The sequence below is a fragment of the Microbacterium sp. GCS4 genome (assembly GCF_001262495.1).
Lineage (GTDB): Bacteria > Actinomycetota > Actinomycetes > Actinomycetales > Microbacteriaceae > Microbacterium.
The window spans coordinates 188215-208135 of the sequence record NZ_LGYE01000005.1 but is presented as its reverse complement, the minus strand read 5'-3'; the positions used below and the strand labels follow the sequence as shown (position 1 = coordinate 208135).

At 69.9% G+C, this 19921-nt stretch carries 21 protein-coding genes and 1 tRNA gene; 9 read left to right on the top strand and 13 right to left on the bottom strand.

Translation table 11 applies throughout. The features are described 5' to 3' along the window. Window positions 1-4: 4 nt before the first annotated feature. The gene (locus AKH00_RS16480; RefSeq protein ID WP_050723857.1) at window positions 5-1030 is read left to right on the top strand and encodes an App1 family protein; all 1026 of its coding nucleotides are present in this window, start codon (window positions 5-7) and stop codon (window positions 1028-1030) included. A gap of 1 nt (window position 1031) precedes the next feature. Further along, window positions 1032-1892: a hypothetical protein gene (locus AKH00_RS16475; protein ID WP_050723856.1), complete on the top strand. Its 861-nt coding sequence runs from the start codon at window positions 1032-1034 to the stop codon at window positions 1890-1892. A 7-nt stretch (window positions 1893-1899) separates the two neighbouring features. On the opposite strand, the gene AKH00_RS16470 is transcribed toward AKH00_RS16475, so the two are convergent. Genes AKH00_RS16470 through AKH00_RS16450 form a run of 5 tightly spaced genes read right to left on the bottom strand, consistent with a single transcriptional unit; the run spans window position 1900 to window position 6241 of the window. Next, window positions 1900-3093, bottom strand: coding sequence for a glycoside hydrolase family 3 N-terminal domain-containing protein (locus AKH00_RS16470; RefSeq protein ID WP_050723855.1), 1194 nt, complete (start codon window positions 3091-3093; stop codon window positions 1900-1902). Between the two features lie 4 nt (window positions 3094-3097). After that, window positions 3098-3754: an SDR family oxidoreductase gene (locus AKH00_RS16465; RefSeq protein ID WP_050723854.1), complete on the bottom strand. Its 657-nt coding sequence runs from the start codon at window positions 3752-3754 to the stop codon at window positions 3098-3100. Between the two features lie 44 nt (window positions 3755-3798). After that, a complete protein-coding gene (locus AKH00_RS16460; protein WP_050723853.1) occupies window positions 3799-4329 on the bottom strand; it encodes a hypothetical protein in 531 nt (176 codons plus the stop codon). Next, window positions 4326-5120 carry a hypothetical protein gene (locus AKH00_RS16455; protein ID WP_050723852.1) on the bottom strand — a complete coding sequence of 265 codons (795 nt, stop codon included), beginning with the start codon at window positions 5118-5120 and terminating at the stop codon, window positions 4326-4328. Before AKH00_RS16455 ends, AKH00_RS16460 begins: the two co-directional genes overlap by 4 nt. 56 nt (window positions 5121-5176) lie before the next feature. Continuing rightward, a complete protein-coding gene (locus AKH00_RS16450) occupies window positions 5177-6241 on the bottom strand; it encodes a flavin-containing monooxygenase (protein WP_050723851.1) in 1065 nt (354 codons plus the stop codon). 134 nt (window positions 6242-6375) lie between these two features. On the opposite strand from AKH00_RS16450, the gene AKH00_RS16445 reads away from it, so the two are divergent. Continuing rightward, window positions 6376-6448, top strand: a tRNA-Ala gene (locus AKH00_RS16445). 69 nt (window positions 6449-6517) lie between these two features. Here AKH00_RS16445 and AKH00_RS16440 read toward each other — a convergent pair. Next, window positions 6518-7516, bottom strand: a complete 999-nt coding sequence (locus AKH00_RS16440; protein WP_050723850.1) for a GTP-binding protein — start codon at window positions 7514-7516, stop codon at window positions 6518-6520. Between the two features lie 69 nt (window positions 7517-7585). On the opposite strand from AKH00_RS16440, the gene ykgO reads away from it, so the two are divergent. Further along, a complete protein-coding gene (ykgO, locus tag AKH00_RS16435) occupies window positions 7586-7708 on the top strand; it encodes a type B 50S ribosomal protein L36 (protein WP_050723849.1) in 123 nt (40 codons plus the stop codon). A 97-nt stretch (window positions 7709-7805) separates the two neighbouring features. Here the strand turns inward: ykgO and AKH00_RS16430 are convergent, their stop codons facing one another. Then, a complete protein-coding gene (locus tag AKH00_RS16430; protein ID WP_050723848.1) occupies window positions 7806-8447 on the bottom strand; it encodes an HAD family hydrolase in 642 nt (213 codons plus the stop codon). Continuing rightward, window positions 8444-9190, bottom strand: a complete 747-nt coding sequence (locus AKH00_RS16425; RefSeq protein WP_050723847.1) for a GntR family transcriptional regulator — start codon at window positions 9188-9190, stop codon at window positions 8444-8446. Before AKH00_RS16425 ends, AKH00_RS16430 begins: the two co-directional genes overlap by 4 nt. 88 nt (window positions 9191-9278) lie before the next feature. Here AKH00_RS16425 and AKH00_RS16420 point away from each other — a divergent pair, with 88 nt between their 5' ends. The 5 genes from AKH00_RS16420 to AKH00_RS18200 all read left to right on the top strand — a co-directional run bounded on the left by AKH00_RS16420 (window position 9279) and on the right by AKH00_RS18200 (window position 14881). Next, entirely contained in the window at window positions 9279-10766 is a 1488-nt protein-coding gene (locus tag AKH00_RS16420; RefSeq protein ID WP_050723846.1) for an APC family permease, read from the top strand. 37 nt (window positions 10767-10803) lie between these two features. Next, window positions 10804-11958, top strand: a complete 1155-nt coding sequence (locus tag AKH00_RS16415) for an NAD(P)/FAD-dependent oxidoreductase (RefSeq protein ID WP_050723845.1) — start codon at window positions 10804-10806, stop codon at window positions 11956-11958. Beyond that, complete coding sequence (locus AKH00_RS16410; RefSeq protein ID WP_050723844.1) at window positions 11955-13370, top strand: FGGY family carbohydrate kinase; 1416 nt, start codon at window positions 11955-11957, stop codon at window positions 13368-13370. The genes AKH00_RS16415 and AKH00_RS16410 overlap by 4 nt, the downstream gene beginning before the upstream one ends. Before the next feature lie 115 nt (window positions 13371-13485). After that, window positions 13486-14625: an AI-2E family transporter gene (locus AKH00_RS16405; protein WP_050723843.1), complete on the top strand. Its 1140-nt coding sequence runs from the start codon at window positions 13486-13488 to the stop codon at window positions 14623-14625. A gap of 91 nt (window positions 14626-14716) precedes the next feature. Then, window positions 14717-14881, top strand: a complete 165-nt coding sequence (locus AKH00_RS18200) for a hypothetical protein (protein ID WP_200903882.1) — start codon at window positions 14717-14719, stop codon at window positions 14879-14881. Here AKH00_RS18200 and AKH00_RS16400 read toward each other — a convergent pair whose 3' ends face one another. From AKH00_RS16400 to AKH00_RS16380, 5 genes are read right to left on the bottom strand one after another with little or no spacing between them, the layout of a single operon-like run. Beyond that, on the bottom strand, window positions 14882-15904 hold the full coding sequence (locus AKH00_RS16400) for an Lrp/AsnC family transcriptional regulator (protein ID WP_050723874.1): 1023 nt from the start codon (window positions 15902-15904) through the stop codon (window positions 14882-14884). After that, a complete protein-coding gene (locus AKH00_RS16395) occupies window positions 15901-16800 on the bottom strand; it encodes an alpha/beta fold hydrolase (RefSeq protein WP_050723842.1) in 900 nt (299 codons plus the stop codon). Before AKH00_RS16395 ends, AKH00_RS16400 begins: the two co-directional genes overlap by 4 nt. A 42-nt stretch (window positions 16801-16842) precedes the next feature. After that, entirely contained in the window at window positions 16843-18021 is a 1179-nt protein-coding gene (locus tag AKH00_RS16390) for a M24 family metallopeptidase (RefSeq protein ID WP_050723841.1), read from the bottom strand. A gap of 14 nt (window positions 18022-18035) precedes the next feature. Next, window positions 18036-18938 (bottom strand): ABC transporter permease, encoded by a 903-nt coding sequence (locus tag AKH00_RS16385; RefSeq protein ID WP_050723840.1) that lies wholly within the window; start codon window positions 18936-18938, stop codon window positions 18036-18038. Continuing rightward, on the bottom strand, window positions 18935-19897 hold the full coding sequence (locus tag AKH00_RS16380) for an ABC transporter permease (RefSeq protein WP_050723839.1): 963 nt from the start codon (window positions 19895-19897) through the stop codon (window positions 18935-18937). Before AKH00_RS16380 ends, AKH00_RS16385 begins: the two co-directional genes overlap by 4 nt. Window positions 19898-19921: the final 24 nt, after the last annotated feature.

The window sequence follows — 19921 nt, the reverse complement described above, 5'->3', positions numbered from 1 at the left end:
AGCAATGGCTTCTGCACCCCTGGCGCCCCGGATCCACTGGTTCGCGCGCCTCGAGCACCGCTTCCACGTGTGGCGGGAGGGCCGCGCGCGCCGTCGCGGACGCGTCGCCACGATCCTGCCCTTCCCCGGATACGGCGGGCCCGGCTGGGTGCGGGTCCTCGGACGCGTCCTGATCGTCCCTCCGCAGCGGAGTACGAAGGACGGCGAGCCCGCGAGCGTGCGCGGCTGGCGGAGCTTCGTCGGCATCCCCGTCAGCTTCGCGAAGGTCACGGTGCAGATCGGGGACTCGGTGCATCACGTGGTCGCCGATCGCGGCGGCGTCGTGGATGCCGTGATCCACACCGACCTCGAATCCGGCTGGCAGACCTTCAGGTTCTCCGTCGAAGGACAGGAGCCGGTCGAGGCGACCGCGTTCGTCGTCTCCGAGTCCACGCGCTTCGGCGTGCTGTCCGACGTGGACGACACCGTCATGGTCACGGCGCTCCCCCGCCCGTTCATCGCGGCCTGGAACTCGTTCGTGGTCGACGAGCACGCTCGCCTGCCCGTACCCGGCATGGCGGTCCTGCTCGATCAGCTCCTGCGCCAGCACCCCGGCGCGCCGATGATCTATCTCTCCACCGGCGCGTGGAACGTGGCCCCCACTCTGCGACGCTTCCTCGGTCGGCACCTGTTCCCCGCCGGATCCATGCTGCTCACCGACTGGGGTCCCACGCACGACCGCTGGTTCCGCAGCGGTCGTGAGCACAAGCTCACCAATCTGCGCCGACTGGCCACCGAGTTCCCGCACGTCAAGTGGCTGCTGATCGGTGACGACGGCCAGCACGACGAGGCGATCTACTCGGAGTTCATGGAGGAGCATCCGGATTCGGTCGCCGGGGTCGCGATCCGCCGACTGCTCCCCGCCGAAGCCGTGCTCGCCGGCGGCCGCGCCGGACGCGAGCCGCACTCCGTCGACGTCGCCCCCTGGGTGAGCGCCGAGGACGGGGCGGGCCTCCGCGATCTGCTCGGCGAAGCCGGCATCCTCGACTGACATGTCCCTCACGCGGTCCGAGTGGCGGGAGCGAGAGCAGGCGCATCAGGAGCGCGCTGACTCCCTCACCGCTGCGCACCGCGACCGCGCGCGCCGCGGCGAGAAGCACCCCGTGTGGGACTTCCTCTTCACCTACTACTCCTACAAGCCGTCCCGGTTGCGGCGGTGGCACCCCGGTGCCGGCATCGAGCTGGAGGATGCGGTCGAGCGGCGCGCCTGGCGCTGGTACTCCCCCGGAACGACCGACGGCGGCGCGGTCCCCGACGCCCAGGTGTTCGCCGATGAGAAGCCCGAGCTCGCGGCCCTCGTCGAGCGGATGCTGCGACGCACCGCCTCCCGCCCCGGACAGTTCGGCTGCTTCGGCCTGCACGAGTGGGCCATGGTGTACCGAGCCGACGAGCTCCGGCATCCCGTCCCCCTGCGTCTCGGGCAGGACGGCACGGATCGCGTGGTGGAGAGTCACGAGCTCCGGTGCACGCATTTCGACGCGTTCCGTTTCTTCACACCCGAGGCGGTGCCCCGCAATCGCAGGGCGCTGAGCCGCGACGACCAGCCGCTCCTCGAGCAGCCCGGGTGTCTGCACGCCGGCATGGACCTGTACAAGTGGGCGCTCAAACTCGGTCCGCTCGTGCCCGGGGAACTCCTGCTCGATGCTTTCGAGTTCGCGCGCGACATCCGCCTGCTCGACATGCAGGCCGCGCCCTACGATCTCGCTGCCTGGGGCGTCGAGCCCGTCGCGATCGAGTCGGTCGAGGGCAAAGCCGAGTACGTGCGGCGTCAGCGCGCTTTCGCCGATCGAGGTGCGGCACTGCGGTGGCGTCTGCTCGACTCCTGGCTCGGGGCCACGGCACCCGTGAGCTGACCCGGAGTCAGGTCGCGGGTTCGCACTCCGCGCACAGCGTCCACTGCGCGGGGGCCGCGGCCTGCTGCAGCCGCAGGGCCAGGACACGGGTCGCGGCATCGGCGAGCCGGTCGGCGGGAATCGTGCCCGCGTCGACCGCTGCGGTGATCCCGTCGACCATGTCGCCCGCGGTGTCGGCGGTCGAGCCGGCGACCATCAGCAGCAGGTCGCTGCCGGCCGCCAGTGCACTCACGGCGTTCGCCACGGGATCGGCGTACTCCGGGATGCCGGAGGACTGGAGCATCCCGAGATCGTCGGTCACGATCACGCCGTCGAAACCGAGCTCATCGCGCGCGATCGCGTGCCACGCCGGCGAGATCGAGGCGGGCGCGGCGTCGACCGCGGTGTAGGCGAGGTGCCCGAACATGAGCAGTGAGGCCCCGGCGTCGATACCGGCGGCGAACGGCACCGCATCGCTCACGCGCCACTGGTCGAGCGTCTCGGCGGTCGTGGGGATCGCGTGGTGTGAGTCGCCCGGCGCCGCACCGTGCCCCGGGAAGTGCTTCAGAGTGGACGCGAGGACCGGCTCCTGCGCCGTCGTCGCCGCGGCGACCCTCTCAGCCGCAGCGGAGGGATCGGTGCCGAGCGCTCGGCCGTAGATGAACGACGACGCGTCGGCGGTCATGTCGGCCACCGTGCCGAAGTTCACGTCGATCCCGGAGCGCACGACGAGCGCTGCCCGCGCCGAGAACGCTGCGGAGGTCGCCTCGACCGGCAGGGACTTCAGAGTGGTGGATGCCGGATACCCGTCGCTCGGGAGACGCGACACGATCCCACCTTCCTGGTCTATCGCGATGAGGGGCGGCAGCGCGGAGTCGACCGTCAGCGCGGTCGTGAGCGCCGTGAGGCCGGACTCGTCGTCGGGGATGTTGGCCCCCATGAGCAGGAAGCCCCCGAGACCCTGCTGCATGTAGGCACTGAGAGCCGCGGCGTCCGTCGTCGGGATGTGTCCCATGACCACGGAGGCGGCCTGCTCCTGCGTCGTCATATCGGCGACGAGATCCGCGGCGTGGGCGCGCAGGGCATCGTGCGCAGGAGCGGCCTCCGCACTGAGCGCGTTCTCCGCGGCGGCTCCGGAGTCGGCGGTCGCCGACCCGGATGCCAGCATGCACACACCGAGCACAGCCGCGGCGAGGAGCGCGCCGACCCGATGTCCGCGCATGGCCTCAGGCGTCGAGTGCGTCCGCGATCGGCGTGGACGTCTCGACAGTGCCGTTCCCGAAGCGGATGGTGCGCCCGAACGTCGACGGGTTGCCGACGGTCTCGGCGATCACCGTTGCGACATCCGCCCGCGCCACCTCGCCGCGACCCTCGGGGTCGATGAGGATGCGTCCGGTGGGGTCGTCGAAAGTGAGAGTGCCCGGGCCGAGGATCGTGCCGTCGAGGTCGACCCCGCGCAGATGCTCGTCGGCAGCCCACTTCGCGTCGGCGTAAGGGAAGAACGAGTCGCCCTCGGGGACTCCGTGGTCGGCGGTCGACCCGATCCACGACACCATGACGTAGCGGCGCACCCCGGCATCCACAGCGGCATCCATGCTGCGGATCGCCGCATCGCGATCGACCGCGTACGTCCGTTCGGGCGAGCCCCCGCCGGCACCGGCGGTCCACACGACCGCGTCGTGACCGGAGATGATCTCCGCCAGGCCCGCGGTGTCGAGCTGCTCGATGTCGGCGACCAGCGCGCGGGCGCCGGTCTGCTCGACGTCGGTGACGTGATCGGGATTGCGGATGACCGCCGTGACCTCGTCGCCGCGGGCGACGAGCAGCGGGGCGAGCAGCAGGGCGATGCGGCCGTGGCCGCCGAAGACGATGATGCGCGACATATCCTTCACCCTACGCGCGTCCACCGACAGGCGCCCCGGGGTGGTCAGCGCGGCCCCTGCGTGCTATCGATCACGAACGCCTGCGGGTGTCCGGGCAGGTAGCGCACGACGACCTGCTCCCCCGAGAGGTACGCGTCGCGGTCGGGGTAGACCGCCGGAGTGAAGAAGTTGCTCTCGATCGTGTACTCCACGCCGCTCGAGGTCGTGAACGTGACCCAGTCCCCGTCCTTCGTGCCCGTCGTCGGCACGCCGTTCTCGTAGATGTACGCGCGGGTGAGCGGCACGCCGGTCAGGCTGAGGATGCCGATCACGAGGTTCGCGAGCATGAGGAACGCCAGCACCCGGAACACGATGCGGAGGATGCGCCCTCCGACCTCCCCGCGCGGCCGTGCCTCCGCGACGGCGAGGCCCTCGCGTTCACGGACGCTCCGCAGCGACGCCGTCCTGCGCACCACGCCCCCGGCCGTCGACATCGCGAAGAGGCCGAGGATCGAGAAGCCCGCGATGAACACCATCGCGTAGCCGTGCGCCGCCGGGAAGTTGAGCAGCCAGAAGACCGTGTCGAGGGGGTTCATCGGCCCGGCTCCTTCTCGATCGTCACGGCCACGGTCTGCGGATCCTCCCGCCGGTAGAACGCCCAGATCGGCGATCCGACCTGGAAGCGCGAGATCGCATCGGGATACGCGAACACCGTGGTATCGGCCTCCCAGGTCGCCTCGCCCTCCGGCGCCATGAGCACCTTGAGCGTCAGCTCGCTCTGCCCCTCCCGTCGGCGGCCCGTCGGCCGGACCTCGAGCACCGATGCCGGGACCTGGATGCCGGTCGTGCGTGCGCGCACGAGTCGAGGATCGATCAGTCCTTTCTCGATGCGCCACTGCAGCATGGCCTCGCGCACCTCGGGCTGTGCGATGTCGGCGAGTTCGACCGTGTCCGGGTCGGCGGGACTGTAACGCACGGGGACCGGACTGCCGACCTGCACCATCGCGAGATCGGTCGGCGGGATGAGTCTGCGCAGCTGTCCGACGAAGTCGCCGCCGGCGCGGGGGGTCACACGGATGAACAGGTCGTACTGCGGGACGTCGTTGACGGACAAGCCGGTGGGCGCGAGCTCGACAATCCGCCCCACGCCGATCTGCGTCTCACCCCGCAGCTTCCTCCCGCGCACGCCGAGTCCGGTGAACGTCATGCCGAACGTGAGGATCACGCCCCAGGCGACGCCGATGAGGATCGGGGCGAGGAGGGTGTCCTCTCCCGAGAACGGGAGGATCGACGTGCGCTGGTCGACTCCGAAGAGCCCTTCCCCCGTCCAGATCACGAGCCAGGCCGAGAGAAGCAGCCAGATCACCCAGAGCACGATACGGACCATGCGCTCAGCGTAGCGAGATCGAACAGCCCGGGAGGAGGACGAGCCCGAGAGAAGGCTCAGGCGCCGGGGACGTTCGCCGTTGAGAGCGCGCGTCGCACCCCGGTCGCGGCGGAGCGGCCGGCCCGATTCGCGCCGATCGTGCTGGCCGAGGGACCGTAGCCGACGAGCTGGATGCGGGGATCGGCCACGGCCGTCGTGCCGCGTCCGTTCCGGTCCAGCTGGATGCCACCCGCGGCGCTGCGCAGGTGCAGCGGGGCCAGGTGGCTGATCGCCGGGCGGAAGCCCGTGGCCCAGAGGATCGCGTCGACGCGTTCGAAAGAGCCGTCGGCCCAGCGCACGCCGTCGGGTTCGATGCGCGCGAACATCGGGCGCCGATCGGCGTAGGCGCCGATGCGTTCGGCCTCCCGCTCCTGCTCGCGCAGCATGAGTCCCGTCACGCTCACGACGCTCTGTGGAGGCAGCCCGCGGGCGACCCGCTGCTCGACGAGCGCGACCGCCGCGGCCCCGGCCTCCGGCGTGAAGTCGTCGGTGCGCCACACGGGTTCAGCGCGCGTGACCCACAGCGTGTCGGTGATCGGGGCGAGAGCACCGAGGAACTGCACCGCAGACGCCCCGCCACCCACCACGAGCACGCGCATGCCACGGAAGTGTTCCGGCCCGGGGTACTCGACCGTGTGGAACTGCTCGCCGAGGAAGGTCTCCATGCCCGGATAGTGCGGCAGGAAGGGATGCGTCCAGGTGCCCGTCGCGTTGACGAGAGTGCGCGTGCGCCACTCCCGGTCACCGGCGCGGACCACGAGGATGCCGTCCTCGTCGTCGACGCGGTCGACGTGCACCGGCCGGATCACCGGGAGGCCGTGCGCGGCCTCGTAGGCGGCGAAGGTGCGCGGCACCGCGATGTTCGCCCGCTCGTCATCGCGCGGTGGTGGGGCGTCGTCGGGCAGCTCGGCCACGCCGTGCACGTCGCGCATCGTCAGCGCATCCCAGCGATGCTGCCACGCGCCGCCCGGTGCCGCATCGGCATCGAGCACGACGTGTCGGATGCCGAGACGACTCAGATGGTACGAGGCCGACAGACCGGCCTGCCCCGCGCCGATCACGACGCTGTCGAGGATGCTCACGCTGTTCTCAACGTCGCTCGTGTGCGCGTTGTTCCGGCGCGCACGACGCGCCCGGCGGGCAGGCCCGGATTGGTGCTGCGCGCGATCCGTGTAGTACGCTGTTCGAGTTGCTCCGAGCGATCGGAAGCAATTCTGGGCCTGTGGCGCAGCTGGTAGCGCACCTGCATGGCATGCAGGGGGTCAGGGGTTCGAGTCCCCTCAGGTCCACCGATGAAATCCCGCGAGAGATCGCGGGATTTCTTGTTTCTCGGCATCCCCTCTCCCCACCGCTGGACCTCAGTGCACCGCGCTCTCCCACGACGGGAACGGATCCGCGTACGTCAGCCACGCCGCGGGGCCCGCGAGCAGCTCCTCGTCGGTGAGCGCCGCGGCGTCCAGCGCGCGACTCAGCGCCACGGCATCCATGTCGATGCCCGTGAACGCGATGTCCTGCCCGAGCGCGAGGGGCTCCTCGTCGTGTCCGTCGAGGGCGAGCGGGTCGAGCGGGTCGAGCGAGATCATCTGCCCCACGTGCTCCCAGGAGCCGGAGAGCCCTGGTCGGGTGGCGATACGGCACATCCCCGCCGAGCGCAGCACCGCGCCGAACGCTCCAGAGCCGATCTGCTCGTCGAGCACGCGGTGGAGGCGGTCAGGGTGGAAGGGGCGCAGCTGCTGGTAGCGGAAGGTCTGCACACGGAGGTCGCGCATGAACGGGTCGTGCTCGTCGTTGAGCACGTGCACCCACCCGGGCTGGTGCACGTGATCGTCGAACCGGGACTGCGGCCCGACCCGCTCCGCGCGCGTGAGACCGATCTGCGCGGCGGGCGCGAGGTGACTGAGGAGCGCGAGCAGCACGGCGAGGTCTCGCGTGGGCACGTCCTCCCACCCCGTCACGATCAGCGCGCTCGCGAGCTCGATCTGCTGCACCATGCGCAAGGCCCGCGCGACGTAGCGGCGCGGTCGGGTACCGGGCACGGTGTAGTACTCGTCGTCGAGGAGGTCGTCGAAGAATCGCGCGGCGTCGACCACGCAGACGACCTCGCGCACCGTGGTGTCGTCGTCGTCGAGGAACGAGCCCAGGGTCTCAAGGAGCGACGCCTCGGCCGGGATCTCCGCGACGAGGCGCTCGGGCCTTCCGTGACGCACGACGTGCAGCGCGTCGGACGAGAAGTCGTGCGCGGCGTCCGTCCGGAGCGCGTGCGAGACGACGCAGCCGCGTTCGACGGCCAGCCGTCGTGCAATATGCGCTCGGGGTCCTGGGCGGTGTCCGCAGACGATGACGGCCTCTGTGTTCACGGTGTTCCGTTTCGATCATGGTGATGCTCTACTCTGTAGATGATAACCATTCTCATTAAAGTGTCACGCATGAAGGTCCGCGCTTCGCTCAAGTCGCTCAAGAACCAGCCCGGTGCGCAGGTCGTGCGCCGTCGTGGCCGCGTCTTCGTCATCAACAAGCTCAACCTGCGCTTCAAGGGCCGCCAGGGCTGAAACGCGAGTCGCCGATAGATGGAAATCGCCGCTTACGGATGCTCTCCGGCGGCGTTTTCCGTCTATCGAGTCGCGCGCCTGACGCGCGAGGAGAGGCTCAGGCGTCCACGATGCGGAACGCGACACCCGCGCGTGCGAACGCACGCAGCGTGCGGGGCGACGGGTGCACCAGCACTGTCTCCGCACTCGTCCGCGCGAGTGGCAGATCGCTCGCGGAATCGGTGTGCAGCACGGCGATCTCCTCGCCGGGGAACGCCGCCCGAAACGCGGCGGCCTTGTTCTCGCCGACGTTGTGAGCCGCGAACCGTGCGCCGTCCGCGAGGAACCGGAGCTGCGAGGCATGGACCTGAACTCCCGTGACGCCGATCTCGGCGAGATAGCGCTGCGCGAGCCAGCGCTCGGTCGCGGTGCTCACCACGACGACGCCCTCGCTCGCCGACCGCCTCAGCGCCGCGAGAACCCCCTCGGGCGCGTTGTCGTCGCGTGCGGCGAGACGCCGGGCGACAGCATCCGCGAGCTGCAGGTACTCCTCCTCCGTCACCCCGGCGAGCGCGAGGTGCACGATGGCACGGTTGCACCGCGGGCGCAGCCGCCCGTTCGGGCCGGCAAGGGCTGCGGCGAGCGCGAGGAGAGCCACGGATCCCGCGAGCCAGGGTCGGCGCCGCAGACGCGCGAAGACGAGGGCGGCCATGGTGTCCGAGCGGCTGAGAACGCCGTCGAGGTCGTAGACGGAGATCACTCGTCGTCGACCGCTCGCTCGATGATCAGCGACACCCGATCCGCGCGGTACACGTCGACCGCGAACTCGAGGCACTCCCCCGTCGCGAGGTAGGTCCTCCGAGTGAGCTGCAGACCTCCCGACTCCGGGCGTCCCCCGAGGTGGGTGCCGGCCTCCCCGTCGAGGACCACGACCTCCAGGGCCGCGGTCGTGCGCGCCAGCGTCAGACCGAAGCGTCGCCGCACCTCCTCCCACAGCGATCCCGAGAGATCGCCGTCGAGGAGACCCGGAACCAGGTCGGCGCGGTAGTAGGTGGTCTCGAGAGCGAGCGGCTCCTCGTCGGAGCGGCGAAGGCGCTGGAGGGCGTAGACGAGCGTCCCGACCGGTACACCGAGCCCGTCGGCGACCGGGTCGTCCGCAGCGCGCTCCTCGGCCCAGAACAGCTCCGCACCGGGATGCCGGCCGGCCCGCGAGACCTCCTGCGAGAACGACCCCAGACGGAGTTCCACACGAGGTTCGGAGACGAAGGTCCCACGGGTCGCCTCGCGGTGGACCCTCCCCTCGCGTTCGAGCACCCCGAGAGCGCGGCGCACGGTCATCCGGCTCACGCCGAACTCCACGCACAGCTCACGCTCGGGTGGGAGCGGGTCTCCGGCGCCGAGCGCGCCATCTCGGATGCGGGTGCGCAGCGCCCCGGCGATGCGGAGGTAGGCAGGTTCCCCCTCAGTGACTGAGGGGTTCTCCTCGGGCGCTTCGATGCTCACCCTTGACACGCTACCGGTCACGTCCCTATCGTACATTGGTATAGACCAAGGCTGGTCTATACCAACACCCGACGATGGAAGTCGAGCCATGGACATCACACCCGCCTCCCCGGCATCCTCCGCCCTCGCCGGCGTGCGCATGAAGCGCGAGCTCGGCCTGTACGCCTCCTTCGCGGTCGCCTTCGGCTTCGTGTCGATCGCCACCGGGATCTTCACGACCTACGGGGCCGTGTTGAACAGCAGCGGTCCCCGCGGCATCTGGGCCTGGCCCATCGCGGTGGTCGGTCAGACGATGGTCGCCCTGATCTTCGGGGCTCTCGCCGCCCGCATCCCCATCAGCGGCTATGCCTACCAGTGGGTGTCGCGCCTCGCCAACCCCGTCCTCGGGTGGCTCACGGGTTGGGTGTCGTTCGCCTTCCTCGTGATCGTGGTGGTCGCCGTCGACTACACGATCGCCGCGACGATCCTCCCCGAACTGTTCGGCTACGCCCCCACCCCCGCGAACTGCTGGGTCATCACCGCCGTCGTGATGCTGCTGCAGGCCGTCCTCGTGGCCCTGAGCACCAAGCTCACGAACCGCGTGAACGAGGTCGCCGTCACGGTACAGATCATCGGCATGATCGGCATCACCCTGCTGCTCTTCGTGGTCGGCGCCGCTCTCGGCCGTCTTGACGTCGCCACGCTCTTCGCCACCGCCCCGGTCGCCGAGGCCGGCTACTGGGACTTCGGCGGCCTGACCGACGCCGGCCCGTTCCCTCTCGCCTTCCTGCTCGGCGCGTTCACGATCGTCGGCTTCGAGTCGGCGGCCAACCTCGCCGAGGAGACCAAGAACCCCGAGCGGGTCATCCCCCGGGCGATGGTGCAGGCCGTGCTCGCACTCGGCGCGCTCGGGATGCTGTTCCTCATCGCCGTCACCGCTCTCGCCGGAGACACCGCAGCTCTCGCGCAGTCCGCGACACCCGTCGCCACCGTGATCACCTCGGTCCTCGGTCCCGTGATCGGCAAGATCCTCCTGGTGCTCGTCGTGATCTCGATCTTCTCGTGCGGGCTGGTCATCACCCTCAGCGGGACCCGTCTCATGTGGGCCATGTCGCGCGACGAGCGGTTCCCGGCCTGGCAGGTCCTGCGTCGTGTGAGCCGCACGCGCCACACGCCGGTCGCCGCGACCGTCGGCTACCTCGTCATCACGCAGGCGATCCTTGCGATCTTCAGCGGCACCAGCGATGCTCTGTTCATCCTGTTCTCGGCAGCCACGCTGCTGCCGGCCATCATCTACGCGGGGACAGTGCTCCTGTACATCGTGAAGCGGAAGTCGCTCCCGGCCAGCACCGGGTTCTCCCTCGGACGCTGGGAGGTGCCGGTGCTGGTGCTGGCGAGCGTGTGGCTCGTGTACGAGCTGCTCATCTTCCGCGACGCCTCGTTCGAGCAGCCGCGGCTGTACGTCGGCATCATGCTCGTGATCGGAATCGTGTACCTCGTGTACCTCCTCGTCACCCGCGGACGCCAGGGCCTCACGATGCCCGACATGGCCGACGTCGACCGCACGTTCGACGACGACGCCGTCCCTGCCTCCTGACTCCCGACCGCTCGTTCTCCCGAAGGAAGATCCACCCGTGAACGTCTCCACCCCTCCCCCCGTCGTCGCCGTCATCGGCGGAGGCGTCGTCGGATCGGCCATCCTCCACACCCTCGCCCACCGCGGCGTCGACACCGTGCTCCTGGAAGCCGAGAGCGACCTCGCGCTCGCCGCGAGCGGCACGAACTCCGGAGTCCTGCACACCGGATTCGACTCGACCCCGGGGCAGCTCGAGACCGCGCTGATCCTGCGGGCCGCGCAGCTCCGCCCCACGATCCTCGCCGCGCTCGACATCCCCGTGCTCTCGTCCGGGGCAGAGCTGGTCCCCCGCAGCGACGAGGACCACGAGACGGTTCGAGCCCTCGCCGCGAACGCCGCAGCGAACGGCGTCGACGTGAGCATCCGCGCCTCCGACGGCGCACTGCTCGTCCCCGGCGAGTCCGTGACCGATCCCGTCGCGTTCACCCAGGCGCTCGCGGCTTCCGCGGTCGCCGCAGGCGCGCGGGTGCAGACGGACGCCCGGGTCACGGCGATCACCCCCACCGCCGGGGGCCTCGTGCTCGACACGACGGGCGGCGGCCGCCATGTGGTCGCCGCGGCGATCAACGCGGCCGGCCTGCGGGCCGACGAGGTCGCCCGCCTGATCGGCGACGACTCGTTCGAGATCTACCCCCGCAAGGGCGAGTTCTTCGTGTTCGAGCTCCCCGACGGCCAGACACTCGACCGGATCATCCTCCCGGTGCCGACGAAGCGCACCAAAGGCGTTCTGGTCTTCCCGACCCTCGACGGCCGGGTCGTGGCCGGCCCCACCGCGATCGATCTCGATGACAAGGACGACTGGAGCGTGCGACCGGAGGCCGAGGAGGAGATCCTCGCGAAAGCGATCGCACAGTTCCCCGCCCTGGAGGGCCTCACCCCCGTCTTCCGCTATGCGGGCCTGCGCCCGGCCGGGCGCGACAGCAACTACGTGATCGGTCCGTCCGCGAGCGACGATCGTCTGATCAACGTCGCGGCGATCCGCTCGACCGGGCTCACCGCCTCACTGGGCATCGCAGACCACGTCATCGGGATGCTGCCTGCCCTCGGCATCCCGGTCGGCGAGCTGCGTCCGCCCACCCGGGTCGTGCCACGTAGCGCTGACGGCCCCTGGTGGCGCCGCACCGCCGCCCACCGCGGGATCGAGGCGTCGTGACCACCGTCCTCGCGATCGACCAGGGCACCTCGGGCACCAAAGCCGTCGTGGTCGGCGGCGACGGCGAGATCCTCGCCCTCAGCGAGGTCACGGTGCGTCCGACCTATCTTCCCGGCGGCGGCGTCGAGCACGACCCCGAGGCGGTGCTCGACTCGGTGCTCCGCGCCGGGCGGGTCGCCGTGAACACGGCGAACGTCGACGTCGACGTCGTGACGCTCGCCAACCAGGGCGAGACCGTGCTCGCCTGGGACCCGGACTCCGGTCGTCCGCTCTCGAACATGATCGTGTGGCAGGACCGTCGTTCCGAGTCGATCTGCGCCGAGCTGCGCGAGCATGCGGACGACATCGCCGCGCGCACCGGCCTCGTGCTCGACCCCTACTTCTCCGCCCCGAAGCAGGCCTGGGTGCGCCGCGAGGTCACCACGGAGGGTGTCGTGACGACCTCCGACAGCTGGTTGCTGCACCGGCTCACCGGGGAGTTCGTGACGGATGCCTCGACTGCGAGCCGTTCGCTCGTGGTCGACCTCGACGACGTCGCCTGGGCCCCCGACCTCCTCGACCTGTTCGGACTCGCCGACGAGCAGATGCCCAGCATCCTCGCGTGCGACGAGGTCGCCGGGTCCACTTCCGCCTTCGGAGGGTCAGCCGTGGTCGGCGGGCTCGTGGTCGACCAGCAGGCCGCGCTCGTCGCACAGGCGTGCCTGCAGCCGGGCGAGGCGAAGTGCACGTTCGGCACCGGGGCGTTCCTGCTCGCGAACACCGGCCACGAGGCCGTGCGCTCCTCCGCCGGGCTCTCCTCGTCGGTCGCCTGGCAGCAGGGCGGGAGCACGACCTACTGCCTGGACGGCCAGGTGTACACGGCCGCCTCCGCCGTGCAGTGGCTCGAACGGCTCACGTTCATCGATACGGCCGCCGACCTCGACAGGGTCGCGGCCGACGACGCCGGCGGAGTGCTCTGCGTCCCCGCGCTCGCGGGTCTCGCAGCTCCCTGGTGGCGCCCCGACGCGACGGCCACCTTCACCGGCATGACCCTGTCGACCGGGAGCGAGCACCTCGTGCGCGCCGTGCTCGAAGGCATCGCCGCTCAGGTGGCCGAGCTCGCCACGGCCATGAACGCGGATCTCGAGCGACCGTTGCAGCGCCTGCGGGTGGACGGTGGTCTCACGCAGAGCCGCGTGCTCATGCAGGCGGTCGCCGACCTCATGCGCATCCCCGTCGACGTGTACCCCTCGTCGCACGCCACTCCACTCGGCGCTGCGGCCCTCGCCCGCTGCGCCGTGACACCCGGGCTCGCACTCGAGGACGCGATCATCCCCTGGACGCCGGTGCATACCTACGAACCGCAGTGGTCCGACGACCGGGCCGAGGAGTTCTCCGCGCGCTGGCGCGCCGTCGCCGACGCGCAGGTCTGACGCCGCTAACGGTCCGAGCCCGCGGCGCGCGGCGGATCACCAGGGTCTTGCCGTCCGGTGATGGTCTGATAGACGCAAGGACGCGCCGATCGGCGCCTGGCGGGAGGCACACGTGATGGGACTGTTCCGACGACCCGAGCCGATGAGCGACGAGGCGGCCGCACGCGTGACGGGCGAGACCGGCCGCCTGTGGTCCCGCGGATGGGGGCTCGCCGCCACCCGCAGCCTTCAGACCCTCGCGGTCCTCGCGCTGGTCGCCGTGGGCGTCCTCGTCATCACGCAGCTGTCGCTGGTGTTCATCCCCGTCACGATCGCGCTGATCCTCGCGTGCGCCATCCACCCGCTCGTCGCACTGATGCGCCGCAAGGGAGTGCCCTCGATCCTCGCCACGTGGATCGCCCTCATCGGCATCCTCGCGGTGCTCGGCGGCATCGTGTGGGTCATCGTGCTCACGGTCCGCTCCCAATGGGACGACCTCGTCGATTCCGCGACCGACGGCATCTCCCAGGTCACCGCCTGGCTCGACACCCTGCCGTTCGACTTCGCCTCGATCGACCTCGACGACGTGTGGGCGAGCGCGGGCGACTTCCTCACGAGCGCCTCCTTCGGCCAGGGCGCGCTCGCCGGAGTGTCCGCGACGGCGAGCTTCTTCACGGGCCTCGCGCTCATGATCGTGGTGCTGTTCTTCTTCCTCAAGGACGGCCCGCGCATCTGGGAGTTCCTGCTCCGCCCCTTCACCGGTGCGAGCTATGAGCGCGCTCGCCGCATCGGCGACAAGACGGTCGACGTCTTCGGCGGCTACATCCGCGGCACGTCGATCGTCGCGGCGGTCGACGCCATCGGCATCGGCATCGGTCTCGCTATCCTGCAGATCCCGCTGGCCGTGCCTCTCGCCGTGATCGTCTTCCTCACGGCGTTCATCCCGCTCGTCGGGGCCACAGCCGCCGGCATCCTCGCGGCTCTCGTCGCGCTCGTGACGCACGGGCCGATCGCGGCGCTGATCGTCGTGGGCATCGTGGTGCTCGTCAACCAGCTGGAGGGCAACTTCCTGCAGCCGGTCGTGATGGCGCGCTCGCTCAAGCTGCACGCGCTCGTCATCCTGCTCGCCCTGACCGCGGGCACGATCCTCGGCGGCATCGTCGGAGCGGTGCTGTCGGTGCCGCTCGCCGCGGTCGCCTGGGGCATCATCACCGTCTGGGACGGACCGCACACCCCCGCCCGGCCCTTCCGCAAGAAGCGCCAGGAGACGGTCTGAGCACTACTCCCCGACCGCGAGCGCGTCAACGGACTCCTCGGCGCCCCGCTCATGACCTAGCGTGATCGGACCATCACGAGAGGAGCACGACATGAGCAATCCCCTGATCCCTCCGGTCCCGCCGCTGGACGGAGACGACGAGGACGTCGAGTCGGCGACCCGCGAGGTCGACGGAGAGCGCGAGCTCGACCCTGACGCGAACCCGGAGAGCATCGACAGCGCCGAGGCGGACCGTCTGGCGGCCGAGGGCGACTGATCAGCTCCCGCCCGCGGACGCGACCTGCGCGCGCCACCACGGCGTCTCGATGAAGCCGCGCTTCATGAACACGAGCTCCATGGCAGCGTTCCATCCCTTGACACCCTTGAGCTGGGCGATCGTCCCGGTGAGGAAGTCGTGCAGGGTCTCGGTGCTCGGCAGGATGATCTCGCAGTAGAGCGAGTTCTCCTCCAGCGCCGCCGCGAGGAACCGCACCGACACATGCTGCGACAGCGTCTGGGCTACCGACGCGAGCCGCGAGGGCTCGACGCGCAGCATGAGAAGGGTCTCCGCGCTCATGCCGAGAGCGGATGCCGGCACCATCGTCACGGTCGTGAGGCATCCCGCCGACCGCATCCGCTCGTATCGCCGTCGCACACTGCTCTCGTTCATGTCGAGCTTCGCCGCGATCGACAGGAACGAGGCACGCCCGTTGTCGCTGAGTTCGCGGACGATCGCGCGATCCGCGTCGTCGAAGTGCGAGGGGTCGCAGGTGTTGGGTGCCGGCATGTACGACGTCGGGTCGCTCGCCGCCTCGGCATGCGAGTCGTACAGCTGCCGCCCCCAGTCGAAACTCACCTTGTAGGTGTGCACCACGAGGTCGCTGCGCCACCGCTCGACGCCGGGGATCGCCTGCAGGTCTGTGAGCACGTGCGCATAGTTCGCCGAGTCACCGGGGATCACGACCTCGGCGAACACGTCGAACTTGCCGGTCACGAGCGTCACGAACCGCACGTACGGTGAGCCGATCAGCGCTTCCGCCACGGTCAGCTGCGAGCCGGGCGTGCAGTTGATGCGCACGAAGAACGTCTCGACGTGCCCCTCGCTGCCGAGGGTCGGGACGATGCCGACGCGCACGATGCCCTCCGTGAGGAGCTGCTGTCCCCGTCGCGTCACGGTCGACACCGACGCTCCGGCGAACTCGGCGATCGAGGTCCAGCTCGCTCGGCCGTCCTGCTGCAGGGCGACGACGATGCGTCGGTCGAGGTCGCTGACGTCCCTCACCAGTGGTACGGAGCTCATGCCGTCGGCGGCTGCACCCGGTGCAGGAACGTGCGCACGGTCTCGGTCCACGCCTCTGCCTCCTCGATCTGCGGGGAGTGCCCCGACTTCTCGAACACCACCATCTCGGAGTCCGGGATGAGATCGGCGATCGTCTGGCTACACGATACTGGCGTGATCCAGTCGGTCCGCCCCACCGTGATGAGTGTCGGCACCGCGATCTCGTGCAGCCGCGGCTTGAGGTCGTAGTTCGGGAGGTTCACCGAGAACGCGTAGTTGTGGGCGCGGTAGCGGTACGGCGTCGCCTCGACCTTGCGCTCGACGGCTTCCGGGTCGTACACGAAGTCGTACAGCGGCAGGATCTCGCGCCAGCAGTCCTTGAGGTCCTCGTCGTCGCGCACCTGACCGACGTCGATGCGGTCGAACTTCTCCATGTCGATCGTGACGCGGTCGGAGGCGAGGGCGTTCTCCCTGGCGAGGTGCGCGTTCGAGTTGTCGGGCGACGTGTCTCGGAGCACGATCGCGGACACGCGGTCGGGGTACCGCAGCGCATACTCCATCGCCATGAATCCGCCGTAGGAGCCGCCGGCCATGACGATGCGCTCGGCGCCGACCCACTCCCGCAGGCCGTCGATGTCGGCCGCCCACTGCTCGTGGCTGTAGGTGCCCTCGCCCTCGCTCTGCCCGCTGCCGCGCGCATCGAACACGACCACGCGGTACTCGTCGGCCAGGCGGCCGAAGCTCGCGCGCGGCTCGGCTCTCGACCCCAGTCCGGGCGCGCCGTGGTGCGTGATGATGACGGGTGCGCCCTCCGGTCCGAGCACCTCGACCGCGAGATGGTTGCCGTTGATCTCGACCCACTGGTGATCGCTGGTCGCCGCGGCGAACTCCGGGGAGACCTCCGGTGTGCTGCTCATCTTCTTCCTCTTCCTGTCCAGATCTCTGTGGTGTGCCCGCGCTCAGAGCGGGATGATGCAGTCGTCGAGCGCCCGCGGGAACGTCGTGAGCGCCTCCGCGCCGTCCGCCGTCACGAGCATGCTGTCGCTGATGCGGTAGCCGGCGTGGCCGGGCACGTAGATTCCCGGCTCGTTCGACACGACCATGCCGGCGACGAGAAGCGTGTCGTCGCCGTCCTCGAGCCACGGCGCCTCGTGCATCCCCAGGCCGATGCCGTGCCCCTGCCGGTGGCGGATGAACTCGCCCAGCCCCGCCTCGCGGATCACGTCGAGGCACAGCCGATTGGCCTCACGGCATTCCAGCCCTTCTCGGATCGTCTCACGTCCGAGCTGCTGAGCGGCGTGGATCGTGTCGTGGTAGCGACGCTGCTCGGCCGTGGGCTCACCGAGCACGAAGGTCCTCTCCCCCTCGATGAAGCGTCCGCCGACCGCGCAACCCAGCGACAGCATGAACGTGTCGCCGGCGCGCAGTCTGTTCACCGATGGCAGGCCGTGGGGGAAGGCGGAGTTCGCCCCCGAGTACACCAGGCCCCCGGCCAGCAGCGACGCCACCACCACGTTGCGGTGCTCGCCGTACATGATGCCGGCACCCGTGGCCGTGACGTGGCGCTCGAGCTCGGCTTCCGTGGGCAGGTCTCCGCCGGCGGCCACGGCGTCGGTCACCAGGCGGACTCCGGCCTCCAGCATCCGATCGGTGATCCTGGCCGCCTCGCGGTGCAGCGCGACCTCCTCGGGGAGCTTCACATGGCGGGCGCGGGCGAGCAGATCGGTGCCGACCAACTCGGCCTCGGGCATCGCAGACCGCGCCGAGGCGAGCCGGGCGTACGGCATGGTCGAGGCGAAGCCGATCCGGCCGCGCGGTCGCACGGCATCCGCGAGCACCGAGAACGGTGCGACGATCCCGGGGAACTCGAAGAACGCCACGAGTTCGGCGCGCGCCGACTGCGACTGCGCGTACTCCCGTTCGAGCTCCGGCAGCAGCATCACGACGCGGCCGGACGCCTCGAGCCACACCGCGACCGGACGCTCAGAGGGGTGGTGGAAGAAGCCCGTGAGGTACGCGATGTCCTCGGGGTGCTCGGTGAGGATCGCGGCGAACCCCTCCTCCGCCATCATCGCGCGAACCCGCTCCTGGGCACGGTCGAAGAACTCCGGTGCCAGTCGCTGGTCGAACGGTTCCATTTCGGTGGTTCCCTTCATCGCTTGAGGTGCCGCGGGTTGCGGGCATCGTTGTAGGCGATCGAGAGCAGTGTGGCCGACAGCACGAGGATGAGGATCGCGATCGACGGGAAGAGTGTGAGCCACCAGGCGCTCACCATCGCCCCCGCCTGCTGGGCCTCGTACAGGATGCGGCCCCACGACCAGGTGGTCGGGTCACCGAGTCCGAGGAACGCGAGGCCGGCGGCCGACAGCACCGCGCGGGAGGCTGTGACCACGACCGAGACCACCACGACCGGCGTGACCGCGGGCAGCACATGACGCGTGATGATCCAGAACGGCGAGGTCGTCATGAGCCGCGAGGCGTCGACGTACGGCAGGCCGACCACGGTGAGAGCCTGCGACCGCACGAGCCTGGTGACCTCGGGCCACGAGAACGCCGCGACCACGAAGATGATGGTGCTCGTGCTCGGCCCCACGAGCGCCGCGATGAGGATCATGAGCGGCAGCACGGGCAGCGACAGCGTCATATCGACGATCACGCTGATGATGCTGTCGAGCCGGCGGAAGTAGGCGCCGATCACCGCGATGATCGTGCCGAACACGATGGCGATGACGGATGCCGCGACGGCGACCAGCACGCTCTGCTGCGTGCCCCAGATCACCTCCGAGAACACGTCGCGGCCGAGTGCGTCGGTGCCGAACCAGTGCTCACCCCCGGGCGGACGCAGGACGTCAGGGCCGTAGCTCGCGGGGTACGGGGCGATGAGCGGCGCCGCGAGCGCGATCACCACGAGCAGGATGAGCAGACCCAGGGAGATCATGCCGAGCGGGTCGCGGCGGAATGCCCGCCAGGTGTGCGCGCTCGCGCGCTCGCTGCCGACGGCGGCGGGTTCTGTGAGGGGTGCTCCCTCGGCGGAGGGCAGGAGAGGTGCGGTCATGACGTCTTCACTCTCGGGTCGAGGTAGCCGTAGACGATGTCAGTGAGGGTGTTCGCGACCACGACCGTGAGGGCGAGCATCAGGAACGCGCCCTGCAGGACGGGGAAGTCGAGCTGCGTCACGGCTTCGTAGATGCCGCGTCCGATTCCGGGATAGGCGAACACGGTCTCGGTGAGCACCGCGCCGCCGACCAGGAAGCCCAGCTGCAGGCCGATCAGGGTCGTGGTGGGAAGGAGGGCGTTGCGCAGCGCGTGCTTCCAGAGGATGCGCCGGCCGCGGAGCCCGTTGGCCTTGGCGAGCAGGATGTAGTCCTCGCTGAGGGTCTCGATGAGGGTCGAGCGCATCGTGAGCACGTACGAGCCCACCTGGATGAGCATGAGCGACACGGCCGGCAGCACGAGATGCTGGGCGACGCTGAGGTACCACTCCATGCCGTAGGTGTTGTTCGTGTACGCCCCGCCGATCGGGAACCAGCCCAGGTTGAGGCCGAACACGAACAGCAGCAGGATCGCGACGCTCGGCACGAACAGCGATTGACCGGTGACGCCGAGGATCTGCACGGCGCGGTCGATGAACCGTCCCTTGTGCGAGGCCGCGGCCACACCGAGGGGGATGCCGATCAGGACCGTCAGCACGAGCGCGGTGACCGTGAGCAGCAGCGTCCACGGGAGGCGCTGCAGCAGCACGTCCATCACGGGGATCGACTGCGTGAACGAGATGCCGAGGTTGCCCTGCACGAGCTGCCACATGTACAGCCCGTACTGGACGATCAGGGGCTGATCCAGCCCGTACTGTTCGAGGATGGTCGCCCGGATGGCGTCGGTCATGTTCGGACTCGCCAACGCGAGAGCGGGGTCTCCGGGGAGCAGGCGGAGGAGCAGGAACGTCACGGTCACGGCGAACCAGATCGTGAGCAGGCCTCGCCCTGCGCGACGGAGAATGAACGATGCTCGGGACACCCGGGCGACCTTCCTCGAGATTTC

Excerpts from the sequence above, each read along its gene's own strand:
- AKH00_RS16480 (WP_050723857.1), top strand. The coding sequence starts at position 5 with ATGGCTTCTGCACCCCTGGCGCCCCGGATCCACTGGTTCGCGCGCCTC.
- AKH00_RS16475 (WP_050723856.1), top strand. The coding sequence starts at position 1,032 with ATGTCCCTCACGCGGTCCGAGTGGCGGGAGCGAGAGCAGGCGCATCAG.
- AKH00_RS16470 (WP_050723855.1), bottom strand. The coding sequence starts at position 3,093 with ATGCGCGGACATCGGGTCGGCGCGCTCCTCGCCGCGGCTGTGCTCGGT.
- AKH00_RS16465 (WP_050723854.1), bottom strand. The coding sequence starts at position 3,754 with ATGTCGCGCATCATCGTCTTCGGCGGCCACGGCCGCATCGCCCTGCTG.
- AKH00_RS16460 (WP_050723853.1), bottom strand. The coding sequence starts at position 4,329 with ATGAACCCCCTCGACACGGTCTTCTGGCTGCTCAACTTCCCGGCGGCG.
- AKH00_RS16455 (WP_050723852.1), bottom strand. The coding sequence starts at position 5,120 with ATGGTCCGTATCGTGCTCTGGGTGATCTGGCTGCTTCTCTCGGCCTGG.
- ykgO (WP_050723849.1), top strand. The coding sequence starts at position 7,586 with ATGAAGGTCCGCGCTTCGCTCAAGTCGCTCAAGAACCAGCCCGGTGCG.
- AKH00_RS16420 (WP_050723846.1), top strand. The coding sequence starts at position 9,279 with ATGGACATCACACCCGCCTCCCCGGCATCCTCCGCCCTCGCCGGCGTG.
- AKH00_RS16405 (WP_050723843.1), top strand. The coding sequence starts at position 13,486 with ATGGGACTGTTCCGACGACCCGAGCCGATGAGCGACGAGGCGGCCGCA.
- AKH00_RS18200 (WP_200903882.1), top strand. The coding sequence starts at position 14,717 with ATGAGCAATCCCCTGATCCCTCCGGTCCCGCCGCTGGACGGAGACGAC.
- AKH00_RS16400 (WP_050723874.1), bottom strand. The coding sequence starts at position 15,904 with ATGAGCTCCGTACCACTGGTGAGGGACGTCAGCGACCTCGACCGACGC.
- AKH00_RS16395 (WP_050723842.1), bottom strand. The coding sequence starts at position 16,800 with ATGAGCAGCACACCGGAGGTCTCCCCGGAGTTCGCCGCGGCGACCAGC.
- AKH00_RS16390 (WP_050723841.1), bottom strand. The coding sequence starts at position 18,021 with ATGGAACCGTTCGACCAGCGACTGGCACCGGAGTTCTTCGACCGTGCC.
- AKH00_RS16385 (WP_050723840.1), bottom strand. The coding sequence starts at position 18,938 with ATGACCGCACCTCTCCTGCCCTCCGCCGAGGGAGCACCCCTCACAGAA.